The 17230-nt window shown below is 62.2% G+C and carries 14 protein-coding genes and 1 pseudogene; 10 read left to right on the top strand and 5 right to left on the bottom strand.

Annotated features, from left to right (window positions below):
- A pseudogene (locus QM649_RS18820) lies at positions 1 to 633 on the bottom strand (heat-inducible transcription repressor HrcA); the annotation flags it as partial.
- A 507-nt stretch (positions 634 to 1140) separates the two neighbouring features.
- Between QM649_RS18820 and QM649_RS18815 the strand changes: the two are divergent.
- From QM649_RS18815 to QM649_RS18805, 3 genes are all read left to right on the top strand, one after another.
- Positions 1141 to 1341 (top strand): hypothetical protein, encoded by a 201-nt coding sequence (locus QM649_RS18815; RefSeq protein ID WP_415200617.1) that lies wholly within the window; start codon positions 1141 to 1143, stop codon positions 1339 to 1341.
- 298 nt (positions 1342 to 1639) lie between these two features.
- A complete protein-coding gene (locus tag QM649_RS18810) occupies positions 1640 to 2077 on the top strand; it encodes a hypothetical protein (RefSeq protein WP_415200616.1) in 438 nt (145 codons plus the stop codon).
- Between the two features lie 260 nt (positions 2078 to 2337).
- Positions 2338 to 2829, top strand: coding sequence for a hypothetical protein (locus QM649_RS18805; RefSeq protein WP_415200615.1), 492 nt, complete (start codon positions 2338 to 2340; stop codon positions 2827 to 2829).
- A gap of 13 nt (positions 2830 to 2842) precedes the next feature.
- On the opposite strand, the gene QM649_RS18800 is transcribed toward QM649_RS18805, so the two are convergent.
- Entirely contained in the window at positions 2843 to 4180 is a 1338-nt protein-coding gene (locus tag QM649_RS18800; RefSeq protein WP_415200614.1) for a hypothetical protein, read from the bottom strand.
- A gap of 199 nt (positions 4181 to 4379) precedes the next feature.
- On the opposite strand from QM649_RS18800, the gene QM649_RS18795 reads away from it, so the two are divergent.
- Both QM649_RS18795 and QM649_RS18790 read left to right on the top strand, forming a co-directional pair.
- Positions 4380 to 6446: a M13 family metallopeptidase gene (locus QM649_RS18795; RefSeq protein ID WP_415200613.1), complete on the top strand. Its 2067-nt coding sequence runs from the start codon at positions 4380 to 4382 to the stop codon at positions 6444 to 6446.
- 402 nt (positions 6447 to 6848) lie between these two features.
- Positions 6849 to 7790 (top strand): DMT family transporter, encoded by a 942-nt coding sequence (locus QM649_RS18790; protein ID WP_415200612.1) that lies wholly within the window; start codon positions 6849 to 6851, stop codon positions 7788 to 7790.
- Positions 7791 to 7796: 6 nt separating this feature from the next.
- On the opposite strand, the gene QM649_RS18785 is transcribed toward QM649_RS18790, so the two are convergent.
- The 3 genes from QM649_RS18785 to QM649_RS18775 all read right to left on the bottom strand — a co-directional run bounded on the left by QM649_RS18785 (position 7797) and on the right by QM649_RS18775 (position 10839).
- Positions 7797 to 8687, bottom strand: a complete 891-nt coding sequence (locus QM649_RS18785; RefSeq protein ID WP_415200611.1) for a PEGA domain-containing protein — start codon at positions 8685 to 8687, stop codon at positions 7797 to 7799.
- 152 nt (positions 8688 to 8839) lie between these two features.
- The gene (locus QM649_RS18780; protein ID WP_415200610.1) at positions 8840 to 9604 is read right to left on the bottom strand and encodes an ATP-binding protein; all 765 of its coding nucleotides are present in this window, start codon (positions 9602 to 9604) and stop codon (positions 8840 to 8842) included.
- A gap of 185 nt (positions 9605 to 9789) precedes the next feature.
- A complete protein-coding gene (locus tag QM649_RS18775) occupies positions 9790 to 10839 on the bottom strand; it encodes an alpha/beta hydrolase fold domain-containing protein (RefSeq protein ID WP_415200609.1) in 1050 nt (349 codons plus the stop codon).
- A gap of 166 nt (positions 10840 to 11005) precedes the next feature.
- On the opposite strand from QM649_RS18775, the gene QM649_RS18770 reads away from it, so the two are divergent.
- The 5 genes from QM649_RS18770 to QM649_RS18750 form a co-directional block, all read left to right on the top strand.
- Positions 11006 to 12127, top strand: coding sequence for an Ig-like domain repeat protein (locus QM649_RS18770; protein ID WP_415200608.1), 1122 nt, complete (start codon positions 11006 to 11008; stop codon positions 12125 to 12127).
- A 256-nt stretch (positions 12128 to 12383) separates the two neighbouring features.
- Positions 12384 to 12605: a 50S ribosomal protein L31 gene (gene rpmE / locus QM649_RS18765; protein ID WP_415200607.1), complete on the top strand. Its 222-nt coding sequence runs from the start codon at positions 12384 to 12386 to the stop codon at positions 12603 to 12605.
- Positions 12606 to 12680: 75 nt separating this feature from the next.
- The gene (gene dusB / locus QM649_RS18760) at positions 12681 to 13892 is read left to right on the top strand and encodes a tRNA dihydrouridine synthase DusB (RefSeq protein ID WP_415200606.1); all 1212 of its coding nucleotides are present in this window, start codon (positions 12681 to 12683) and stop codon (positions 13890 to 13892) included.
- A 290-nt stretch (positions 13893 to 14182) separates the two neighbouring features.
- Entirely contained in the window at positions 14183 to 15889 is a 1707-nt protein-coding gene (locus QM649_RS18755) for an MSCRAMM family protein (RefSeq protein WP_415200605.1), read from the top strand.
- A 41-nt stretch (positions 15890 to 15930) separates the two neighbouring features.
- A partial coding sequence (locus tag QM649_RS18750; RefSeq protein ID WP_415200604.1) for a carboxypeptidase regulatory-like domain-containing protein occupies positions 15931 to 17230 on the top strand: 1300 nt, incomplete at its 3' end.

The raw sequence follows: 17230 nt of genomic DNA, 5'->3' as shown, positions 1-17230 counted from the left end.
CTCGAGCCGCCGCGCCAGCTCCGCCTGGATGCGGTTGATGGCCCAGCCGTGGAAGTTCTCATTCAGGTAGCGCGAGGAGAACTCGAGTTCGGCAAGCGAAAGATCGCGGTCGAGCGCAAGCGCGCGATCCTGCACTGTGCCTTCCATGGTGACCACCACCGCCAGCACGCGCCCTGCGCCGAGCCGCGAAAAATGAATGTGCTCTAGGGTATAGGTCTCGGATGCCGTGGAGACGGCCACGCCCACACCGCTCGAAATGAGTGCCAGAAGATGCGAAGTCTTCTCCAGGAACTGCTGGCTCGTATTTACCCCGGCGAAGGTGCCGTGAATCTGCTCGATGCGTTCCGGAGCCAGCGGTCCCAGCCGCGCCGGCGAGGCCAGCTGCTCCACGTAGAAACGAAATGCCTGCGGGGTGGGAATGCGTCCGGCCGAGGTATGCGGCTGATCGAGCAGCCCGGCCTCATCGAGCGAAGCCATGAGGTTGCGGATGGTCGCCGCGCTCATGCCCTCTTTGTTTCCGAGCTGGCGCGCGACCGCGCCCGAGCCGACCGGCTGCCCGGTGGCAATGTAGCTCTCGATGATCGACGTGAGAACCAGCCGCTCTCGCGGGCTGATTCGCAGATCCGACGGCATGGCGTCCCCTTCACTCACCTTACGCCGGAACAGGGGTGATCGCTCCAGCGGACGAGATTACCTCATTGTGTATAGACGACTCCTCTTTTATTGTAGGAAGCCAACTCTGGCGGGTCAACGAGGCGTTTAGGGAGGTGCTTTCGGGGCAGAATCCCGCGAACACAATGCGCCTCCGGGAAAGAAGAGACAGGCGCGCCGGAAAGGAACAATCCAAAGAAAAAAATGGGCCAATCTTGTCAAAATTGGCCCCGCTTAGGGTAATGCTGGCGAAAGCCTATCCCGAATGCCTTGAGGGCCGCGTCTCCCATTTGGGATATAGAGCCTGGATTGCAACGTCTTTCTGCAGCCCATCCCCTTCGAAACAGGCTTCCGCAGGATCAAAAATCCTCCCAAATAGCCCGCTTTTTTGAAGATATCGCCGGTGATATCGCCCTACTCAAAATGCGCTTTGGACTCGCTATGATCTGCTTGCGGCCCTGCGCATCCAAGCTTCCGGAGACCCCCAAATTGGCTATTCTGTCGACGACTAACACCAACTTTATCCGGCGCTTGAATCGCTTCAGCTCGAACTACGATTCGATCTGTCGAACCTGCGGCACCACGGTCGCTTCCGCTCCCCGGGAAGCGCAGCTCGAATTCCTTGAACGCGGCCACCCCTGCGTGATTCCGAGCACCGAAGCGGAAGGTCTTTCGAACCACTCCTACTAAATTTGACGCACGCATCGATCTCCTGCGCCCCAATCTGCCGGGAGATCATCTTTCGGAATTGCGTTAAGCGATAACCTGCGGCCTTTTTGACCGGACAAACAACGGCGCCGGCGATGGAAGAAGATCGTCCGTGTTGTCCATCGGGCACGGATAAGATGAACCCGACGCCGAGAAGGCCCTGCCCTCCCCGCCTTCCACTCCCCCTGGACGTCTTTGCTCTGACTGCATGGAACCACAGCCTGCTCCTGTGACCATGCATGCGCATTTTTGCGGTCTTTGCATCGATTGGATTCCCAGGATGATCATCTTCAGCTCCAACCCAGGTTTTGTTCATCGATTCAACAAGTTCAGCCGTTACTACGATTCCATCTGCAGGGTGTGCGGTAAGACGATTGCCTCGAGGCCCGAGGAATCGCAGCTCAACTCCGTGGAGCGCACCCACTTTTGCATGAGTCCCGATCTCGATGCCGAGATCATTCCGAACCATGCTGTACGCACGGATACGCCTCGGACGCTCCCTCCGATGATGACCTCCTACGGAGAAGCAGACCCGTATCGCACGGCCAGGAAGAGCGCGGCACTCCGCTCCATCGAAGAGCGGGAGCGGATACGCATCGAACACCTGCATGGATACGAGGCCCGCTGGAGCAATTGTCCAATCCCGATCGACGCCTCGGACGCCTGGAAGGCGGGCTGGGCAGAAGCAGACGCTGAAGTTCGCAGCTGCGAGGAGTGAAGGCACCGAAGAAGGAGGAAAGGTGCACCGCAAAGACAAGAGATTATTTTTAGAGCTTTTCCATTGCGCTCGATGTAGCATTCTGCCGCATGCCTCCCGAGCAGCACATCTTCGTCAGCGTTGGCAGTACGTCCGGCCCGCAACAAGAAGAGTTTGTGTGTGCGGTAGAAGCACGCCTCCGAGCAGAGGGACTTATACCCCACACTGTGGGAAGAGACACGTTCAGCGTCGATGCTCCCCTTAGGACGGTGACAACCCTCATGAAGCGCTGCACGGGAGCCGTCATCATCGCATTAGAGCGAACCTATTTCCCCTCGGGAATCGAGATGCGAGGCGGCCCTCGCCAAACCCAACTCTCAGAATTATGCCTGTCGACTCCATGGAACCAGATCGAGGCGGCCATGGCATACACCTCGCATATTCCTCTCCTGGTGATTGTTCAAACAGGAGTAAAAGAAGAAGGCCTCCTCGAACATGGATACGACTGGTATGTGCAAAGATTGCCACTCAGCACCAGCTCGCTCACCTCTATCGAATTCAACGGGGTGCTCTCCAGCTGGAAGCAGAAGGTGGAAGAAAACAGCCTGCAAAACCAGGAAGCACATCCGCCCGCCATTGACCCATCTCAGATCACCGTCGGACAGCTGCTCACCAATTTGAAAACGAGTCAGCTCTGGGCTCTTCTTGGAGCGATTGTCACGGTCCTTGCCGGTGCCTTCGCATTAGGAGCTCGCTTCTTTCCAAAGCAATAGAGCCTACTATGCCCTACCTGTGGGCCTGGGCCGGTGGCGTCAGCTGGGGCGGCGTTCCGGGAGCCGGCGGCAGATGGTAGATCTCGATCGCGCCCTCGCGCAGGATGGCGAATTCGCGCCCATCGGCTGAGAGCGCGTAGTTGTGCCCGGCGCTGATCTCGGGCGACGCAGCCTTCACCAGCTCCAGCTTGCCTGTCTGCGTGTCGAAGACGCCCACCGGCTGACCGATCACATCGTCCTCACCGACCGGATCGAGCGTGCTGACGGCGTGATTGATCTCGAGTGAGCCGTAGGCAAAGCGCGTCCCATTCTCCGCAAAAGCGAAGGTCGGCCAGATGTAGCGTGGCTGCCAGCGATCCTGCCAGAGGACACCGCCCATCGTGGAAAAGACCGTCACGGAGTGGTCGCTTCCTCCTCCGGGGCAGCCTGTGACCATCGTTTCGGTTTCGCTCAGTGCGGTCAGCGTGGGGGCGCACGCGGATTGCATCTCGCCAATTTTTGCGCTCTCACCATGAAACGGCGAGGTCTGCACCACCCACTGGTCAGGCTTCGTGCCTTCGACCGCGATCACCAGGCCATCCGCCAGCATGGGGAGGTTCACTGGAGCACGTGTGTGCGTGCGGGCGATCGCCTGCGCCTCGGGCAGCTTCACGATCAGGATGTCGGTCGACTTATGCCGCTCCGTCTGAGGCAGCTCCGCATCCAGGTGAGGCGCGTCCGGCCCGAGCGTGGGGGCCTGCATCGGCTTGGCGGCGTCGGCTTCGGGCGCTTTCTCCGTCTGCGGCTCCTGCTCGTACTTCGCATACTCGACCGCCATCAGCCGATGCGTGGGCGACACACTGATTGCCTGGATCTCCGAGTCCGTGTGCAGGAACGGACGCAGTTGCAACTTCTCGTCGGTCCGGTAGAGCTGATTGCGCTGCCGCACGAGGAATTTGCCATCGCCGAGCGCCCAGAGGTATGCCTCGCGATCGTGCATCCGCCAGACCGTCTCGTTGACGACCTTGCCCGTCGACGCCTCCAGCACCAGCGCGTGGATGATCTGGTCCATGTCGTCATTGGGGTCATTCGGCTCGCGCTGCAGCAGGCCCCCTTTGCGAAAGGTGAAGAGCAGGTGGTCTGCGTCGATGAAGTCCAGGGTCAAGGAGGAAAAACGGGCGGTGAGATAGAAGCGGCTCGGAGCCGAAAAGCCGAGAGGCTCCACGGGGATTCGCACCGCCGGCGCCATATCCTGCGCCACACGGGCCTTCGAGTCCATTTTGACAGCGGCTCCGTGCAGCGTCGGCGCGAGCGCGAGCAGAGCGAAAAAAGCCGGAAGCGTAGGAGATGTCCAGGACAGGCGGGCAGCCATGAACAGCATTCTCTGCGGAGCGGACGCCGGTGGCAAATCGAGACGATTTTCCTCGCCTGCCGTAGCGCTTCAGGACGGGTGCCAGGGTGGCGCGGGCCGGGTGCCGGAGCAGTGCTTCGCTTGTTAGACTTGCCCAAAAGCGATTTCCAAACGGTTCCCGCACGATCGCTTACGGCTTTCTTCACTCCCGAGGTTTTGTATGACTCTGCCGTTTCCCGCGCGGCTGGCTGCCGCGGCACTCGCCCTCTCCCTCGCTCCCGCCCTGCATGCGCAGTCTGCGCCCGAAGCCAAGACACTCAAGGCGCTCGATCCGAAACTGATGGACACCAGCGTCGATCCCTGCGTGAACTTCTACCAGTATTCCTGCGGCGGCTGGCTGAAGCAGAACCCTATCCCTGCCGACCGCTCCAGCTACGGACGCGACTCCGAGCTGATGGATCAGAACGAACTGGTGCTCAAGGCCATCCTGGAGAAGGCCGCCGCGAACAACGCAGGCCGCACGCCGAACGAACAGAAAATCGGCGACTACTACGCCACATGCATGGACACCTCCGCCATCGATAGCGCCGGGTTGACGCCGATCCAGCCCGTGCTCGCGCGGATTGACGCTCTCAGCTCAAAGCAGGACCTGGCCACTCTGACTGGATGGCTGCAGGCACAGGGCATCTCCTCTTTCTTCAACTTTGGCAGCGATCAGGACTACAAGGACGCGACCCAGGTGATTGCGGAAGTGGATCAGCAGCAGCTCGGCCTGCCGGAGAAAGGCTATTACGACCGCACCGATGCCGACTCCGTGAAGCTGCGCCAGCAATATCAGGAACACATTGCGAAGAGCTTTGTGCTGCTGGGCGAAAGCAGCGACAAGGCAGCCACCGATGCCGCGACCGTGCTGCGCCTGGAAACGGCGCTGGCCGCCGCTTCCCTCAGCACTGTCGATCGGCGCGATCCGCAAAACGTGTATCACAAGACGGAACTCACGGCCTTCGACGGCTCGCTGCCTAACTTCGCCTTCGACCGCTTCCTGCATGGCGTCGACACGCCCACAGTCACGTCGCTGAACGTCACGACACCGGCCTACTTCGAAGCCCTGAACAAGCTGCTGGGCACGACCAGCCTCGACGACCTCAAGACCTACCTGCGGTGGACAGCGATCCGCCAGCTGCCATCGACCGCTCTGCCCCATGCGCTCGACGAAGAAGACTTTGCCTTTTACGGACGCATCCTCTCCGGCCAGCCGGAACAGCAGCCGCGCTGGAAGCGGTGCACACGCGCCGTCGACGGTGCGCTCGGCGAGGCGCTCGGCCAGGTTTACGTAGAGCAGCGCTTCAGCCCGGCGGACAAGGCCCGCACGCTCGAGCTGACGAAGGATATCGAAGCCGCCATGGAGCGCGATATCGACCAGCTCTCATGGATGAGCGCGCAGACGAAGGTGCGCGCCAAGGAGAAGCTGCACGGCGTAGCCAACAAGATCGGCTATCCCGACAAGTGGCGCGACTATTCCTCGCTCGAGGTGAAGCGCGGTGACGCGCTCGGCAACGCCCAGCGCGCAGACAGCTTCGAGACGCGCCGCGAGATCGCGAAGATTGGCAAGCCTGTCGATCACGGCGAGTGGGATATGAGTCCACCGACCGTGAACGCGTACTACAACCCGCAGATGAACGACATCAACTTCCCGGCCGGCATCCTGCAGCCTCCCTATTTCGACGCGAAGCAGGATGATGCGGTGAACTACGGCGACGCGGGCGGCGTCATCGGCCATGAGCTTACGCACGGCTTCGACGATGAAGGCCGCCAGTTCGACGCCAAGGGCAACCTGCTCAACTGGTGGACTCCGGAAGACGGCAAGCAGTTCACCGAACGCGCCGACTGCGTGGTGAACGAGTTCAACAGCTTCGTCGCGGTAGGCGATCTGCACGTGAACGGACAGCTCACGCTGGGCGAAAACCTTGCCGATCTCGGCGGCATCAAGCTTGCGTTTCTTGCCTATCTCGACCGTGCGCAGAAAGCAGGCGTGGACACAACGAAGAAGGGTGAACCCGAATACGGCGGACTTACGCCCGAGCAGCAGTTCTTCGTCTCCTACGGACAGGGCTGGTGCCAGAACAACCGGCCCGAAAATCTGAAGCTCCGCGTGCAGACCGACCCGCACTCACCCGAAGAGTTCCGCGTGAACGGCGTGGTCGTCAACCTGCCACAGTTCCAGAAAGCCTTCGCCTGCAAGACAGGACAGCCCATGGCCCTGGCCACCCGCTGCTCCGTCTGGTAGGACTGGCCGTCCAGGCGGACGCTGCTGCGCGCAGGGCGACTCGCCTTCGGCCTCCGCTCCCTTTGATCGCGAGCGAGGTCTGCGGATGGCAGACAGAAAAACTGCTGTCATTCCGATCGAAGCGAGACGTCTTTTGTCTCGCGCAGTGGAGGAACCTGCGGTTTTGCCTGCTTGAATTTGCACCCTCCCGCCCAAGCGAAGCTTGGACGGGGCACCCTGATCCTCGCCTGTTCCTGGAGAACCCCGGGTGCCCCACGTCTCGATTCTGAGACGTGGGATGACCAAAGGCCCACATCACAAGCACAGAGAGAGCGCCCTCACCAGCGCTCTCTTCGTTTTGCGCGAAACAGACATCCGAAGCAGATATCCTGAAAGCACACTCTCCCACTGAAGGAAGCACCTGTGCCCGCCGCATCGCAAACTCTACCATCCCGCTCGACGAGCACCGCGCTCGGCTATGGAGCCTGCGCGCTGGCGGGAGCGCTCTGGGGCACGGGCTTCTACTTCGGCAAGATCGCGCTCACGGCGATGAACGTGGGCCACATGGTCTTCTACCGCTTCCTCTTCGCGCTGCTCGGGCTGGTGCCGCTGATGCGCCGCCCCAGGCTCAATCGCCGCGAGTGGCAGCTGCTCCTGCTGGCAAGCTTTCTCGGGATTCCGGTCCAGTTCCTGCTGCAGTTCTGGGGACTTTCGCTGACCACCGTCAGCCATGCCGCGCTCATGGTGGGAACCATGCCGGTGATCCTTGCGGTCGGGGCGGTTCTCTTCACGCACGAACATCTTGATATCAAGGGATGGCTCGCACTTGCCGGCTCCGCGGCGGGGGTCACGCTCATCACCCTCAGCAGCGTGCGTGGCGGCGGACAGCAGATGGCAGGACATGGGCCGACACTTGCGGGCGACCTGCTCGTTGTCCTCTCGCTGATCATCGCGCTTGGATTTCTATTAATCAACCGCCACCTGATGCAGCGCCATGCCGCGCTCACGATCACCTCGTGGGGCATTCTCGCGGGCGTAATCATGCTGGCGCTCATCGTCGTTCCCTTCGCCGGCTGGCCGCCGGTTCACGCCGTCAGAGGAAGGGCATGGTTCGCACTCGTCATGAGCGGGCTCTTCTGCACCGCTGTCACCACATTCCTCTGGAACTGGGGCATCGGCCGCGTACCGGCCTCACGCGCAGGCGTCTTCCTCAACATCGAGCCTGCGCTGGGCTCCATCCTTGGCGTGGAACTGATGGGCGACCGCCTCGGCCCATGGGTGTGGGCCGGAGGCGCGCTGATCCTCGCTGCCGCCGTCGTGCTGACGACGACGGGACGCGCAGAGGCGGAGATGGTGCTGGAGTAAGAAGAGCTACTCCTGCTTTCTCTCCTGCGATGGGGCAGGTGTGGTCGCGGCGCTGGAGGCTGTCAGCTGTGCCTGCAGATGGATGCTCGGGCCAGACACCATCATGGACTTCGTCCACGCCTCATAACCTGCCTTCTTCACCGCGATCTCATGCTTTCCATATGCGAGCGAGATCTGCGACGGCGTGTTTCCGACGAATGCTCCATCGACTTCGATATCGCAGTTGGGCACGTTGGCGTCGATGGCGAGCTGCGATGTCGCAGCCTGGGCAACCGTGGCAGGAGCCGATGCAGGGCTGATCTTCGCCATATCGATCACCAGGTCTCCATCGACATAGGCAGTGACCTCCGTTCCCTTGGGAATGGTGACGTCCTTGCCGTGAATAAACAGAAAGAGCGGCGCGGCAGGAAAGAACACGATGCCCGTCGCCACCATGGCGCCCGTCATGGCTCCGACATGGCCTCCGCCCTTGCCGCCCTCGGTAGCGCGCAGCGCGACCTTCTCTCCGTCGACAAGGCGCACGCTGTCGATATTTACGTTGAGCTTGCCGGCCCGGCCCATGCTCTTCTTGTGCTCGGCTTCCGTGACGGTCGCCAATGCGAGTCCGCCTTTGGGAATCGCCACCTGTCCATCGACACGGATTTCTTCCAAAACCTCGAAATCCACCTCGTCCCCCACCTTGGCGTCGGCGGAAGATAGCGTGCGGCCAAGCTTCAACTTGATCGGCGTACCGTCCAGCAGGGTATTCGGTTTGGGTGGCTGTTGCGGCTGCGCGTTCGGAGCCGTGCCCGCAGGAGCAGGCGGAGATGGCGAGGCGGACTTATCCTGCGCTACAAGGCAGGTGCTGGCAGAGAGAAGAGAGACACACGAAAGGGCAGATACGAACTTTCTGAGCAAGAAACACCGGCCTGTTATCTGGACATATGGGGGTGCAGCCAAGATAGCAATCCTGAACGAGGAAAGAAATTATCGAGTTAGGCAACAGAGAAACGCTTCATTCGCGACCAGCGGGAGCGCGTGCCGAAGGCGATTCGCCCTGCGCGAAGCAGTCAGGCGAAGCGGGCGCGTCCGGCCTTCTGCCGGAAGTCGTCGCCACGCATCTCGATGGTCACGCACATCTCGGCAAGGCGCGAGCGCATGCGTTCGCCAATACGATCACCGAGTGATTCTTCGCGCATGGCGCGCTGCGCGCCGGTGGCAGCACCGCCTGCACCACCCGGAGCCGCGTCAGGATAGTTCGTCGTGATGATGGTCGTGCGCTTGTCGTTGTAGCGCGTGTTCAGGATGTGCGCGACCGTATCCCATACCCACTCGGTCGGCTTCGAAGCACCCAGTTCATCGAGCACCAGCACCTCGGCCTCGAAGACCGGGCGCAGGATATCGAGCTCGGTGGTCGCCACCTGCGGGTTGTAGGAGTGCTGAATCTCCTTGAGCAGCTCACGATAATCACAGAAAAGACCGCGCACGCCTTTCTCGGTGATGAGCGCCTGCAGCATGCCGACGGACAGATGCGTCTTGCCCACGCCGATGGAGCCGGTGAGCAGCAGACCCCTGCCATCGGTGCCCAGCGGATAATCTCCCACGAAGCGCTGCGCCATCATGTAGGCTGCACGCAGCGAGGAGTCCGCCTGCGGAAACAGGGCGTAGGTCTCGAGCGCGCAATGCTCATAGCGCTTGGGAATACCGGCCCGTCCCAGAAGCGAGAGCCGCCGCCGCTCGAAACGGCAGTCACAGCGCTCGGCAATACGGCGGCCATCGTCCTTGAGAACGACCACCATGCCCATGCCATCGCATTTGGGACAGGGCTCAGTCATGACTTATCCAGTATCGCAGGCCGAGAGGAACTCTGCGCGGGGTGGAAAATCCTGAGATTCGGTGCAGAATTCCAAATTCGCCTCATTGGAAAGATGTGGATATCTGCCAAAGCAAAGAGAACAGCAGGTTCCTCCACTGCGCTTCGCTCCGGTCGGAATGACAACGAATTTTGCTGGCGTGAGGCCTACCGTCCCAGCCGCGAGTCGAAGAAATCCGCCATCACCTTGTAGGCCTCGCGCGATTCTGGGAGGCTCACGTCGTTCCAGAAGGCGTGCGGCAGGGCCTCGAAGACAATCAGCGGCGCATCCACGCCAGATTCATAGAAATGCCGCTGCAGGATGGTCGTTCCACTCAGCTCGGCGTCGCGTCCGCTGGTGATAAAAAGCGTCGGCGGGAAGCCGTGCACGTCAGCATAGAGCGGCGAGAGGACCGGATTCTTCGGATCGGTCGATGTGATGTATTCCTTGTCGAAGGCACCGGGTTCCGAGGGTGAGAGCGGTCCGGACAGACCGTTTAGCGCGTACATGTTGATGGAGTCGGTCGGCTGGCTGAAATCACCCAGACCGGAGAAGACGCCGAGCGCGCCAGGCATCGGCAAGCCCAGCTTCTTCATCTGGGCAGCCACCTCGGCGGTCAGGATCGCTCCGGCCGAGGTGCCATAGAGCGCGATCTCTCCCGGCTTGTGGGTTTTCAGCAGCTCTTTATAGACGGCAATGGTGTCATCGACCGCCGCCGGAAACGGATGCTCCGGCGCAAGGCGATAGAGCACCGAGACCACGCGCGTCTGCGTGAGGCTGGCGATGGGGATGCTCTCGGTCAGCGAGCCGGAATCGACATTGAAACCGCCGCCGTGCACGCACATCAGCACGCGATCCTCTTTGCCCGCGCCGATAGTTGGAGGCGTCACGCGCAATACCGGCACACCGGCGAGGGTGTCCTTCTGGATATCGACCGGATAAGCAGCCTTCGACGCCGCCCCGGCGCGCGCCTGCCATTCATTCGTCCCTGCGCGACGTTCGGCCAGTGTTTGCGGCTTTCTCGCGTCAGACATGGGCTTCGCCAGCATCTTCTGCGCCTCTGGGCTAATGGTGGTCGGCACCGGCACAATGCGCGAGACATGTGCCGTGCCGTCAGGCGCGATGTAGCTCGCGTCGGCCCGCGGCGCGGCCTGTGCTGACGTTTGGGCTATAGCCAGCGAGGGCAGGAGACAGAGCGCGAGAGCGGCAATTTTCATGGCGTACGAGGTCCTTCCTGCAGCGGAATGCCAAGGGTAGCGCAACCTCTCCTTCCGCGTGAACGGAATGAAGCGCTGCCATGGTATTTCCATGAATTTTCAGCGAACGTCACCATTTTCGCCGCCGTCTAGTGGCTGCTGAAAGAGCTCAGCACGGAGGTAGCGAATGAGCAGTGAAACCGAACACAGGAACAAACAAGCCGCGGAAGAACAAGGGGAGGATCATCATGAATGGTGCCCTCCCCTCGATCCCCGGCTTGCCGTATGGAAAGTGGTCAATCGCCGCGCCGCGATGCGCCTCATGGGCATGAGCGCACTCGCTGTCGCAGCCGGCTGCGGCTCTACCGGCAAGGAATCGACCACCTCATCGAGCGACAGCGCGACTGCAACCACCACATCGCTCTCGGCCTCATCCAGCAGCGTCAACGAAGGCACATCCGTCACGCTCACGGCAACCGTCTCGCCTTCCGCAGCCACCGGCACTGTAAAGTTCTACGACGACTCGAGCTCTCTTGGCAGCGGCACGCTCAGCTCCGGCACGGCCACACTCTCCACCAGCTTCTCGAGCACCGGCACGCACTCGCTCACTGCGACCTATACAGGCAGCACCGATTATGCGAGCAGCACCTCGTCTGCCGTATCGGTGAATGTAACCACGGCGACCACATGCAGCGAAACGCTCGAAGGCGAGGAAGGCCCCTACTTTGTCGACGACAGCGCCTCGGGCTATAACCGCAGCAACATCCTGACCAACCTGGACGGCACCAGCTCGCAGTCCGGCGTCGGGCTCACGCTGACGCTCTACGTCTTTGACACGGAAAACAGCTGTGCCGCCATGGAAAACGTGCAGGTCGACATCTGGCATTGCAACGCGTCGGGGATCTACTCCGCTGAGTCCAGCGAATCCACCACGGACGAAAGCTGGCTGCGCGGCTACCAGATCACCGATTCGACCGGCAAGGTCAGCTTCACCACGATCATCCCCGGCTGGTACTCGGGCCGCACCACGCACATTCACTTCCGGCTGCGCTCGACCTATGACGACTCCTCGAGCGGCGCCACCAATACCATGCAGGTCTTCTTCGACGAGGACCTGATCGATACGCTCGCGACCTCCGTCTCCCCCTACGACGCCGAGGGCACCAACTCCACGACCAACGCCACCGACCGCGTCTACTCCGAGCAGGAAGACGGCACCACGCTGCTGACTCTCAGCGGCAGCGACTCGGCCGGCTACACTGCGAGCTTCAATATCTATCTGCCGATTGCGACAGCTACGAGCAGCTGAGAAATTTTTATGGCGGATGGGTGGGGCGCGTTTCAGCTACGGGCGTGCCCCGCCAAGCAGGTGGGCTATTTCCTTTTATGCCATCCGCTTTGCCTGGCATTGGCCCTATCAGATTCTGTCCACCACCAGCGGCGGAACAGCCGGGCACAAGCCCAGCCGGCCTGAATCTTTACGCCCTTTCTCGAATCCAATTCTTGCAACGACAAAGCAATCGCCCTTAAAATAGGAGAATTGCAGGAAAGGTTTAACGAGAGCCATGCCTAAAGCCGGAATCCATCCCACCAATAACGAAATTCGCGTCGTCTGCGCCTGTGGCGAGAGCTTCGCGACCCGCTCGACCCACAAGGGCGACATCCACGTCGAAATCTGCTCGGCCTGCCACCCGTTCTTTACGGGCAAGCAGAAGCTCGTGGACACCGCCGGCCGTATCGAGCGCTTCCGCCGCAAGTACGCGAAGCCGGAAACCGCGGCCAACTAAGCCCGCGCATCACGCATTCGGAAAGCCTCCGCTGCGGCGGGGGCTTTCGCTTGTAAGCGTATGAAAAAGCAGGTCATGAAGAAGGACTGGGACGACCCCATCGAGCATGCGATGCCGGAGACGGCGCGCGTGCCCGCGGTGCTGTCGGTCGGCGGCGTGCAGGTGGCCCCGGCGACGGTGCTCGCGCCAATGGCAGGCGTCACCGATACGGTCTTCCGCCGCTTCATCCGCAATGCCAGCCTGTTCACGTCCGAAACGGCCGGGGACGTCGCCACCAGCGACGTCGACGCCGAGATCTCGAACCAGCAGTCGGGCTGTGGCCTGCTGATGACCGAGTTCACCTCCGCGGACGGCCTCTCGCGCATGCGCGAATCCAAGCGCAAGCGGTACCTGACGTATTACGACGACGAACACCCCATCTCCGCCCAGATCTTCGGTTCGAACCCGGCCACGCTGGCCGATGCCGCGCGCATCATCCAGGACACCGGCTTCGACATGGTCGACCTGAACCTGGGCTGCCCGGCCAAGCGCGTTGTCGCCTGCAACGGCGGCAGCGGCCTGCTGCGCGATCTCCCGCACATCCAGAAGATCTTCGCCGAGGTGCGCAAGGCCGTCACTATTCCGTTCACCGTCAAGTTCCGCATGGGCTGGAATGACTCGAACATCGTCTGCGTGGAGCTGGCGAAGATGGCCGAGGACATGGGCCTCGCCTCCGTCGCGCTGCACGCCCGCACCCGCGAGCAGGGCTATTCCGGCCAGGCGCGCTGGGAGTGGATCGCCGCGGTGAAGGATGCGGTGAAGATCCCTGTCATCGGCAACGGCGATATCCGCACGCCCGAGGACGCCGCAGCGATGGTCGCCGAGACTGGCTGCGATGCGGTGATGATCGGCCGCGCCGCGCCGTCGAACCCCTGGGTTTTCCGCCAGATTGCGCAGTACACGGCCACCGGCCGCTACGACCAGCCGACCGAACTGGACCGCTATCGCATGATCCGCACCTACTTCGAAATGCTGATCGCCGCCGAGGCTCCGGACGAGAACGGCGTGGGCGGCAGCGGACGCGAGGTGGTCGGCAAGATGAAGCAGTTCGCCACCTGGTTTACCCACGGCGTCTCCGGTGGCGGCGCGCTGCGCAAAGCCATCTACGAGCAGCGCAAGGGCGAAGCGGTTCTTGGCGTCATCGAGAAGTTCTTTACCGAGCGCGATGCCCGCCAGGCAGATCCCATTGCCGACGCTGAAGAACTCGAGCTGCCCGCGAGCGCCTTTACTGAAGGCGCGCTGGCGTAAACAGGTCTCCCTCAAGCTCCTGTTGTCATTCCGACCGGAGCGGCCGCAGGCCGCGCAGCGGAGGAACCTGCTGTTTGTCCGCTCCGCAGCGGAATAGCAGGCCAAGATCCCTGCCTTCCCCCCAAGCTTGGATGGGGCACCCTTTCGCATCGGAACGGAGAACCTGCAACCTCACGCTTCGCCTTCCCGGGATCGCACGGCGTGCGCCCGCTGCTCTTTATTCCTCTTAGGAAAAAATAACTGGACGCGTTTCCATCCGCCTCGGACAATGGCCGCAGGAATCTGCTCCCGTGTTCTCCAGGTTGAAGAGCAATCGAGGCTTATGGCTTGCCGCGCTCGTGTGCGGTCTCGTCCAGCCCTTCTGCCATGCGCAGCAGGACGCGGACGCGCCCATCACGGTCGAGGGCACGGTGGTCGACGGCGTCTCCCACCAGCCCATCGCGAGAGTCCTGGTGAACGCGCACGAGGATGCGACGCTCACCGACAATGACGGGCACTTCGAATTGCATCTGCCTGCGGGCGATACCCTTATCGAACTGCGTCGGCCGGGCTATCACATGCCGGGCCACGAGACCGCGACACTCGCTGTCGGCAACTCCATACACATTGCCGCGGGCATGGCTCCGCTGAGCTTCACACTGATCCCATTTGGAAGCATCAGTGGCCGGGTAACGCTCGCTGCCGACGACGATCCCGACGGCGTGCGGGTGAACCTCTATGCCCACCATGTAGTGAAAGGCTATCTCCGCTGGGTGCTGACAAAATCCGTGGAGACAGACAGCGAAGGCGCGTTCCGCTTCGGCGAACTGCCCGCGCCGGCCGATTACCTTCTGCAGACTGAGCCGGTCCATCACGAAGCTGCTTCAGGCAGAGCGACGAGCACAGGCTACGGCACGCAGTATTATCCCGGCGTGACCGATGCCGAAGCGGCGGGCACGCTCACGCTGCAGCCCGGCCAGCAGGCCGAATCCGATTTCCAGCTGGCGCGGCAACCGTTCTATCCGGTTACGATCCTGCCCGCCGGGCCGGCGGAGCAGAGCGGCTACGGCGCGATTGTTCTCGATGCTGCGGGCCGCAGGGTCGAAGAGAGCGCGCATTGGAATCCAGCCCGGGGCGCGCTCGAACTCAGCCTGCCGAATGGCCGCTACCGCGTGCAGGTCCGCGGCAGAGAGGCAGTCGGCTCCGTGGACCTCACTGTCGCCGGAGCGCCCATCACCACCCGGGCTTCCGTGCTGCCGCTGGCTCCTCTGCAGGTTCGCGTGCATCGGGAGTTCGATCCAAAGAACGGGAACGGCGTCGGCATCATGGGAGGCGGAGACGATTCGATCATCGCAGCAGGGGTTCTGATAACCCTGATCCCGGATTCCATGTTCATCGAAGAACCGTCCCTGATGTTTCTGCACCACGTCTCGAAGTCAGAAGACGCGGACCTGTACGAGATGCCGGGAGTTTTGCCGGGCCGGTACCGGCTCGTGGCCCGCCCCTTATCGGGCTACATCAACTCTGCATCGCAGGGCGGTGCCGAGCTGGGCTCGGAATTTCTGGTGGTGGGCGCGGGCGGCGCGGCACACCCCATCGAGATCACGCAGCGCGGCGATGGAGGCACCATTGAGGGCACGGTGCACGACGGCGCAAACGGTCAGCCTGCCTCCGGTGACGGACAAGGCGCATCGGCTCCTGCCGGGGGACAGGCAGCCAATCGGGCTCAGCAGGAGAAGGTCTTCGTCTACTTCGTACCGCAGTTCCCCACAGTACAGGAAATGCAGTGGGATATCGCCGGCGAGGGAGCGTTCAAGCATCGCGGCATTCCACCGGGAAGCTATCAGGTGCTTGCCTTCGACACGCCACAGGACATCTCGCCCTCGGACGCGCAGCAGATGGCGCAGTTTGCCGGCAAGGGACAGACGGTGAAGGTAGAGGCCAACGGCACGGCCCACGCCGATCTCGAGGTGATTCATACCTCGGGTGGAAGCGCGGGCGGGAGTGGCTCCCAATGAGCACGCGCCTTATAACAGCCTCCAGGTGGATGGCCGGACTCTTGATCCTCGCTTCCCTTTCAGCGATCGCGCAGCAGGCCTCGCATGCTGTTGGAGGTGTCGTGGTGAGCGCCGCGACCGGGCAGCCGCTTGCGGGCTGCGAGCTGGCCCTCACCGCAGCGAATCCAGAGGCAGGGCAGACCGCGACCGTAGTCGACGTGGTGACCGACGCCACCGGCCGCTTCCTCTTTGCGCACGTGCCTGCCGGACGCTACAATCTTGCGGCATCGCATGCAGGCTACCTGCAGAGCGGATATCTCGCGCATGAAGAACTGCAGGCCGCGGTGGTCATCGGCACAGAGACTGCAGTTACAGACATGCGCGTCGAACTTAAGCCGCTGGCAACGCTCTACGGCACCGTCACCGACGACAGCGGAGACACCGTGACCATGGGCTCGGTGAGCCTCTACCGGCAGGAGAGCGAGAGCGGCCGGGATAAGATTCTGCGGGTGGGATCGCAGCAGGTCGACGATTTCGGACATTATGAATTTCCGCGGCTGCCGGAGGGCGTTTACTACCTCGTCGCCACGGCGCATCCCTGGTATGCAACGGACACGCACCGCAGCTACCTAACCCCGCTGCCGGGAAACACCACCGTCGCGCTGGTGGCCGATCCTCCGCAGGACACGCCGCAATCGCCGCTCGACGTGGCCTATGCCACTGCCTACTATCCGGACACAACCGATGCGAGCGCGGCCACGCCGATTCCACTCAAGGCGGGCGATCACACGGAGGTGAACTTCAGCATGCACGCCGTGCCTGCCGTGCACGTCCGCTTGACCATGCCGAAGGATGCCAGCGGACGGGGCCCACAGATCGGCCGACTGCATGAGAACGTCTTCGGGCAGGACTTTCCTCTCGAAGGCATCACGGCCGACTATCACGACAGCGGCGAGAACGTGACCATCGATCTCGCCAGCATGGCTCCCGGCCAGTACACCTTCGACATGCACGAACCCGGCACCGGAGAAGATCGAAGCGCGGCCATCAACGCGACATCCGGCAATGCTTCTATAGCGGCGGGAGCTGCAGGCACGCTGGCTGCGATCACCGGCAAGATAGGGATGGCGCACGGCGAGCCGCTTCCGCAGCCGCTGAGCGTGACGCTCCTGCCTCTGCAGGATGGACTGAGCTCCGCTTCGAGCAGCGTTCAGTCCGATGGCAGTTTCCATATCGCATCCGTGCAGGAGGGTGCCTACGAGGTAAGCGCCTCTTCCGGCGCGAAGCTGTTTACCACGGTACAGATGATGGCGCAGGGCGCCACCGCCGGAGAACACCAGCTCAAGGTCGGCACTGCCCCGG

Source organism: Silvibacterium sp. (assembly GCF_047605705.1).
Taxonomy (GTDB): domain Bacteria; phylum Acidobacteriota; class Terriglobia; order Terriglobales; family Acidobacteriaceae; genus Silvibacterium.
The sequence above is the reverse complement of the archived record's forward strand: the minus strand, read 5'-3'. Positions and strand labels throughout refer to the sequence as shown.

Bases quoted from the DNA above. Each gene is read 5' to 3' on its own strand.
- QM649_RS18770 (WP_415200608.1), top strand. From the start codon at position 11,006: ATGAGCAGTGAAACCGAACACAGGAACAAACAAGCCGCGGAAGAACAA.
- QM649_RS18780 (WP_415200610.1), bottom strand. From the start codon at position 9,604: ATGACTGAGCCCTGTCCCAAATGCGATGGCATGGGCATGGTGGTCGTT.
- QM649_RS18805 (WP_415200615.1), top strand. From the start codon at position 2,338: ATGAAGCGCTGCACGGGAGCCGTCATCATCGCATTAGAGCGAACCTAT.
- QM649_RS18800 (WP_415200614.1), bottom strand. From the start codon at position 4,180: ATGGCTGCCCGCCTGTCCTGGACATCTCCTACGCTTCCGGCTTTTTTC.
- dusB (WP_415200606.1), top strand. From the start codon at position 12,681: ATGAAGAAGGACTGGGACGACCCCATCGAGCATGCGATGCCGGAGACG.
- QM649_RS18795 (WP_415200613.1), top strand. From the start codon at position 4,380: ATGACTCTGCCGTTTCCCGCGCGGCTGGCTGCCGCGGCACTCGCCCTC.
- QM649_RS18775 (WP_415200609.1), bottom strand. From the start codon at position 10,839: ATGAAAATTGCCGCTCTCGCGCTCTGTCTCCTGCCCTCGCTGGCTATA.
- rpmE (WP_415200607.1), top strand. From the start codon at position 12,384: ATGCCTAAAGCCGGAATCCATCCCACCAATAACGAAATTCGCGTCGTC.
- QM649_RS18810 (WP_415200616.1), top strand. From the start codon at position 1,640: ATGATCATCTTCAGCTCCAACCCAGGTTTTGTTCATCGATTCAACAAG.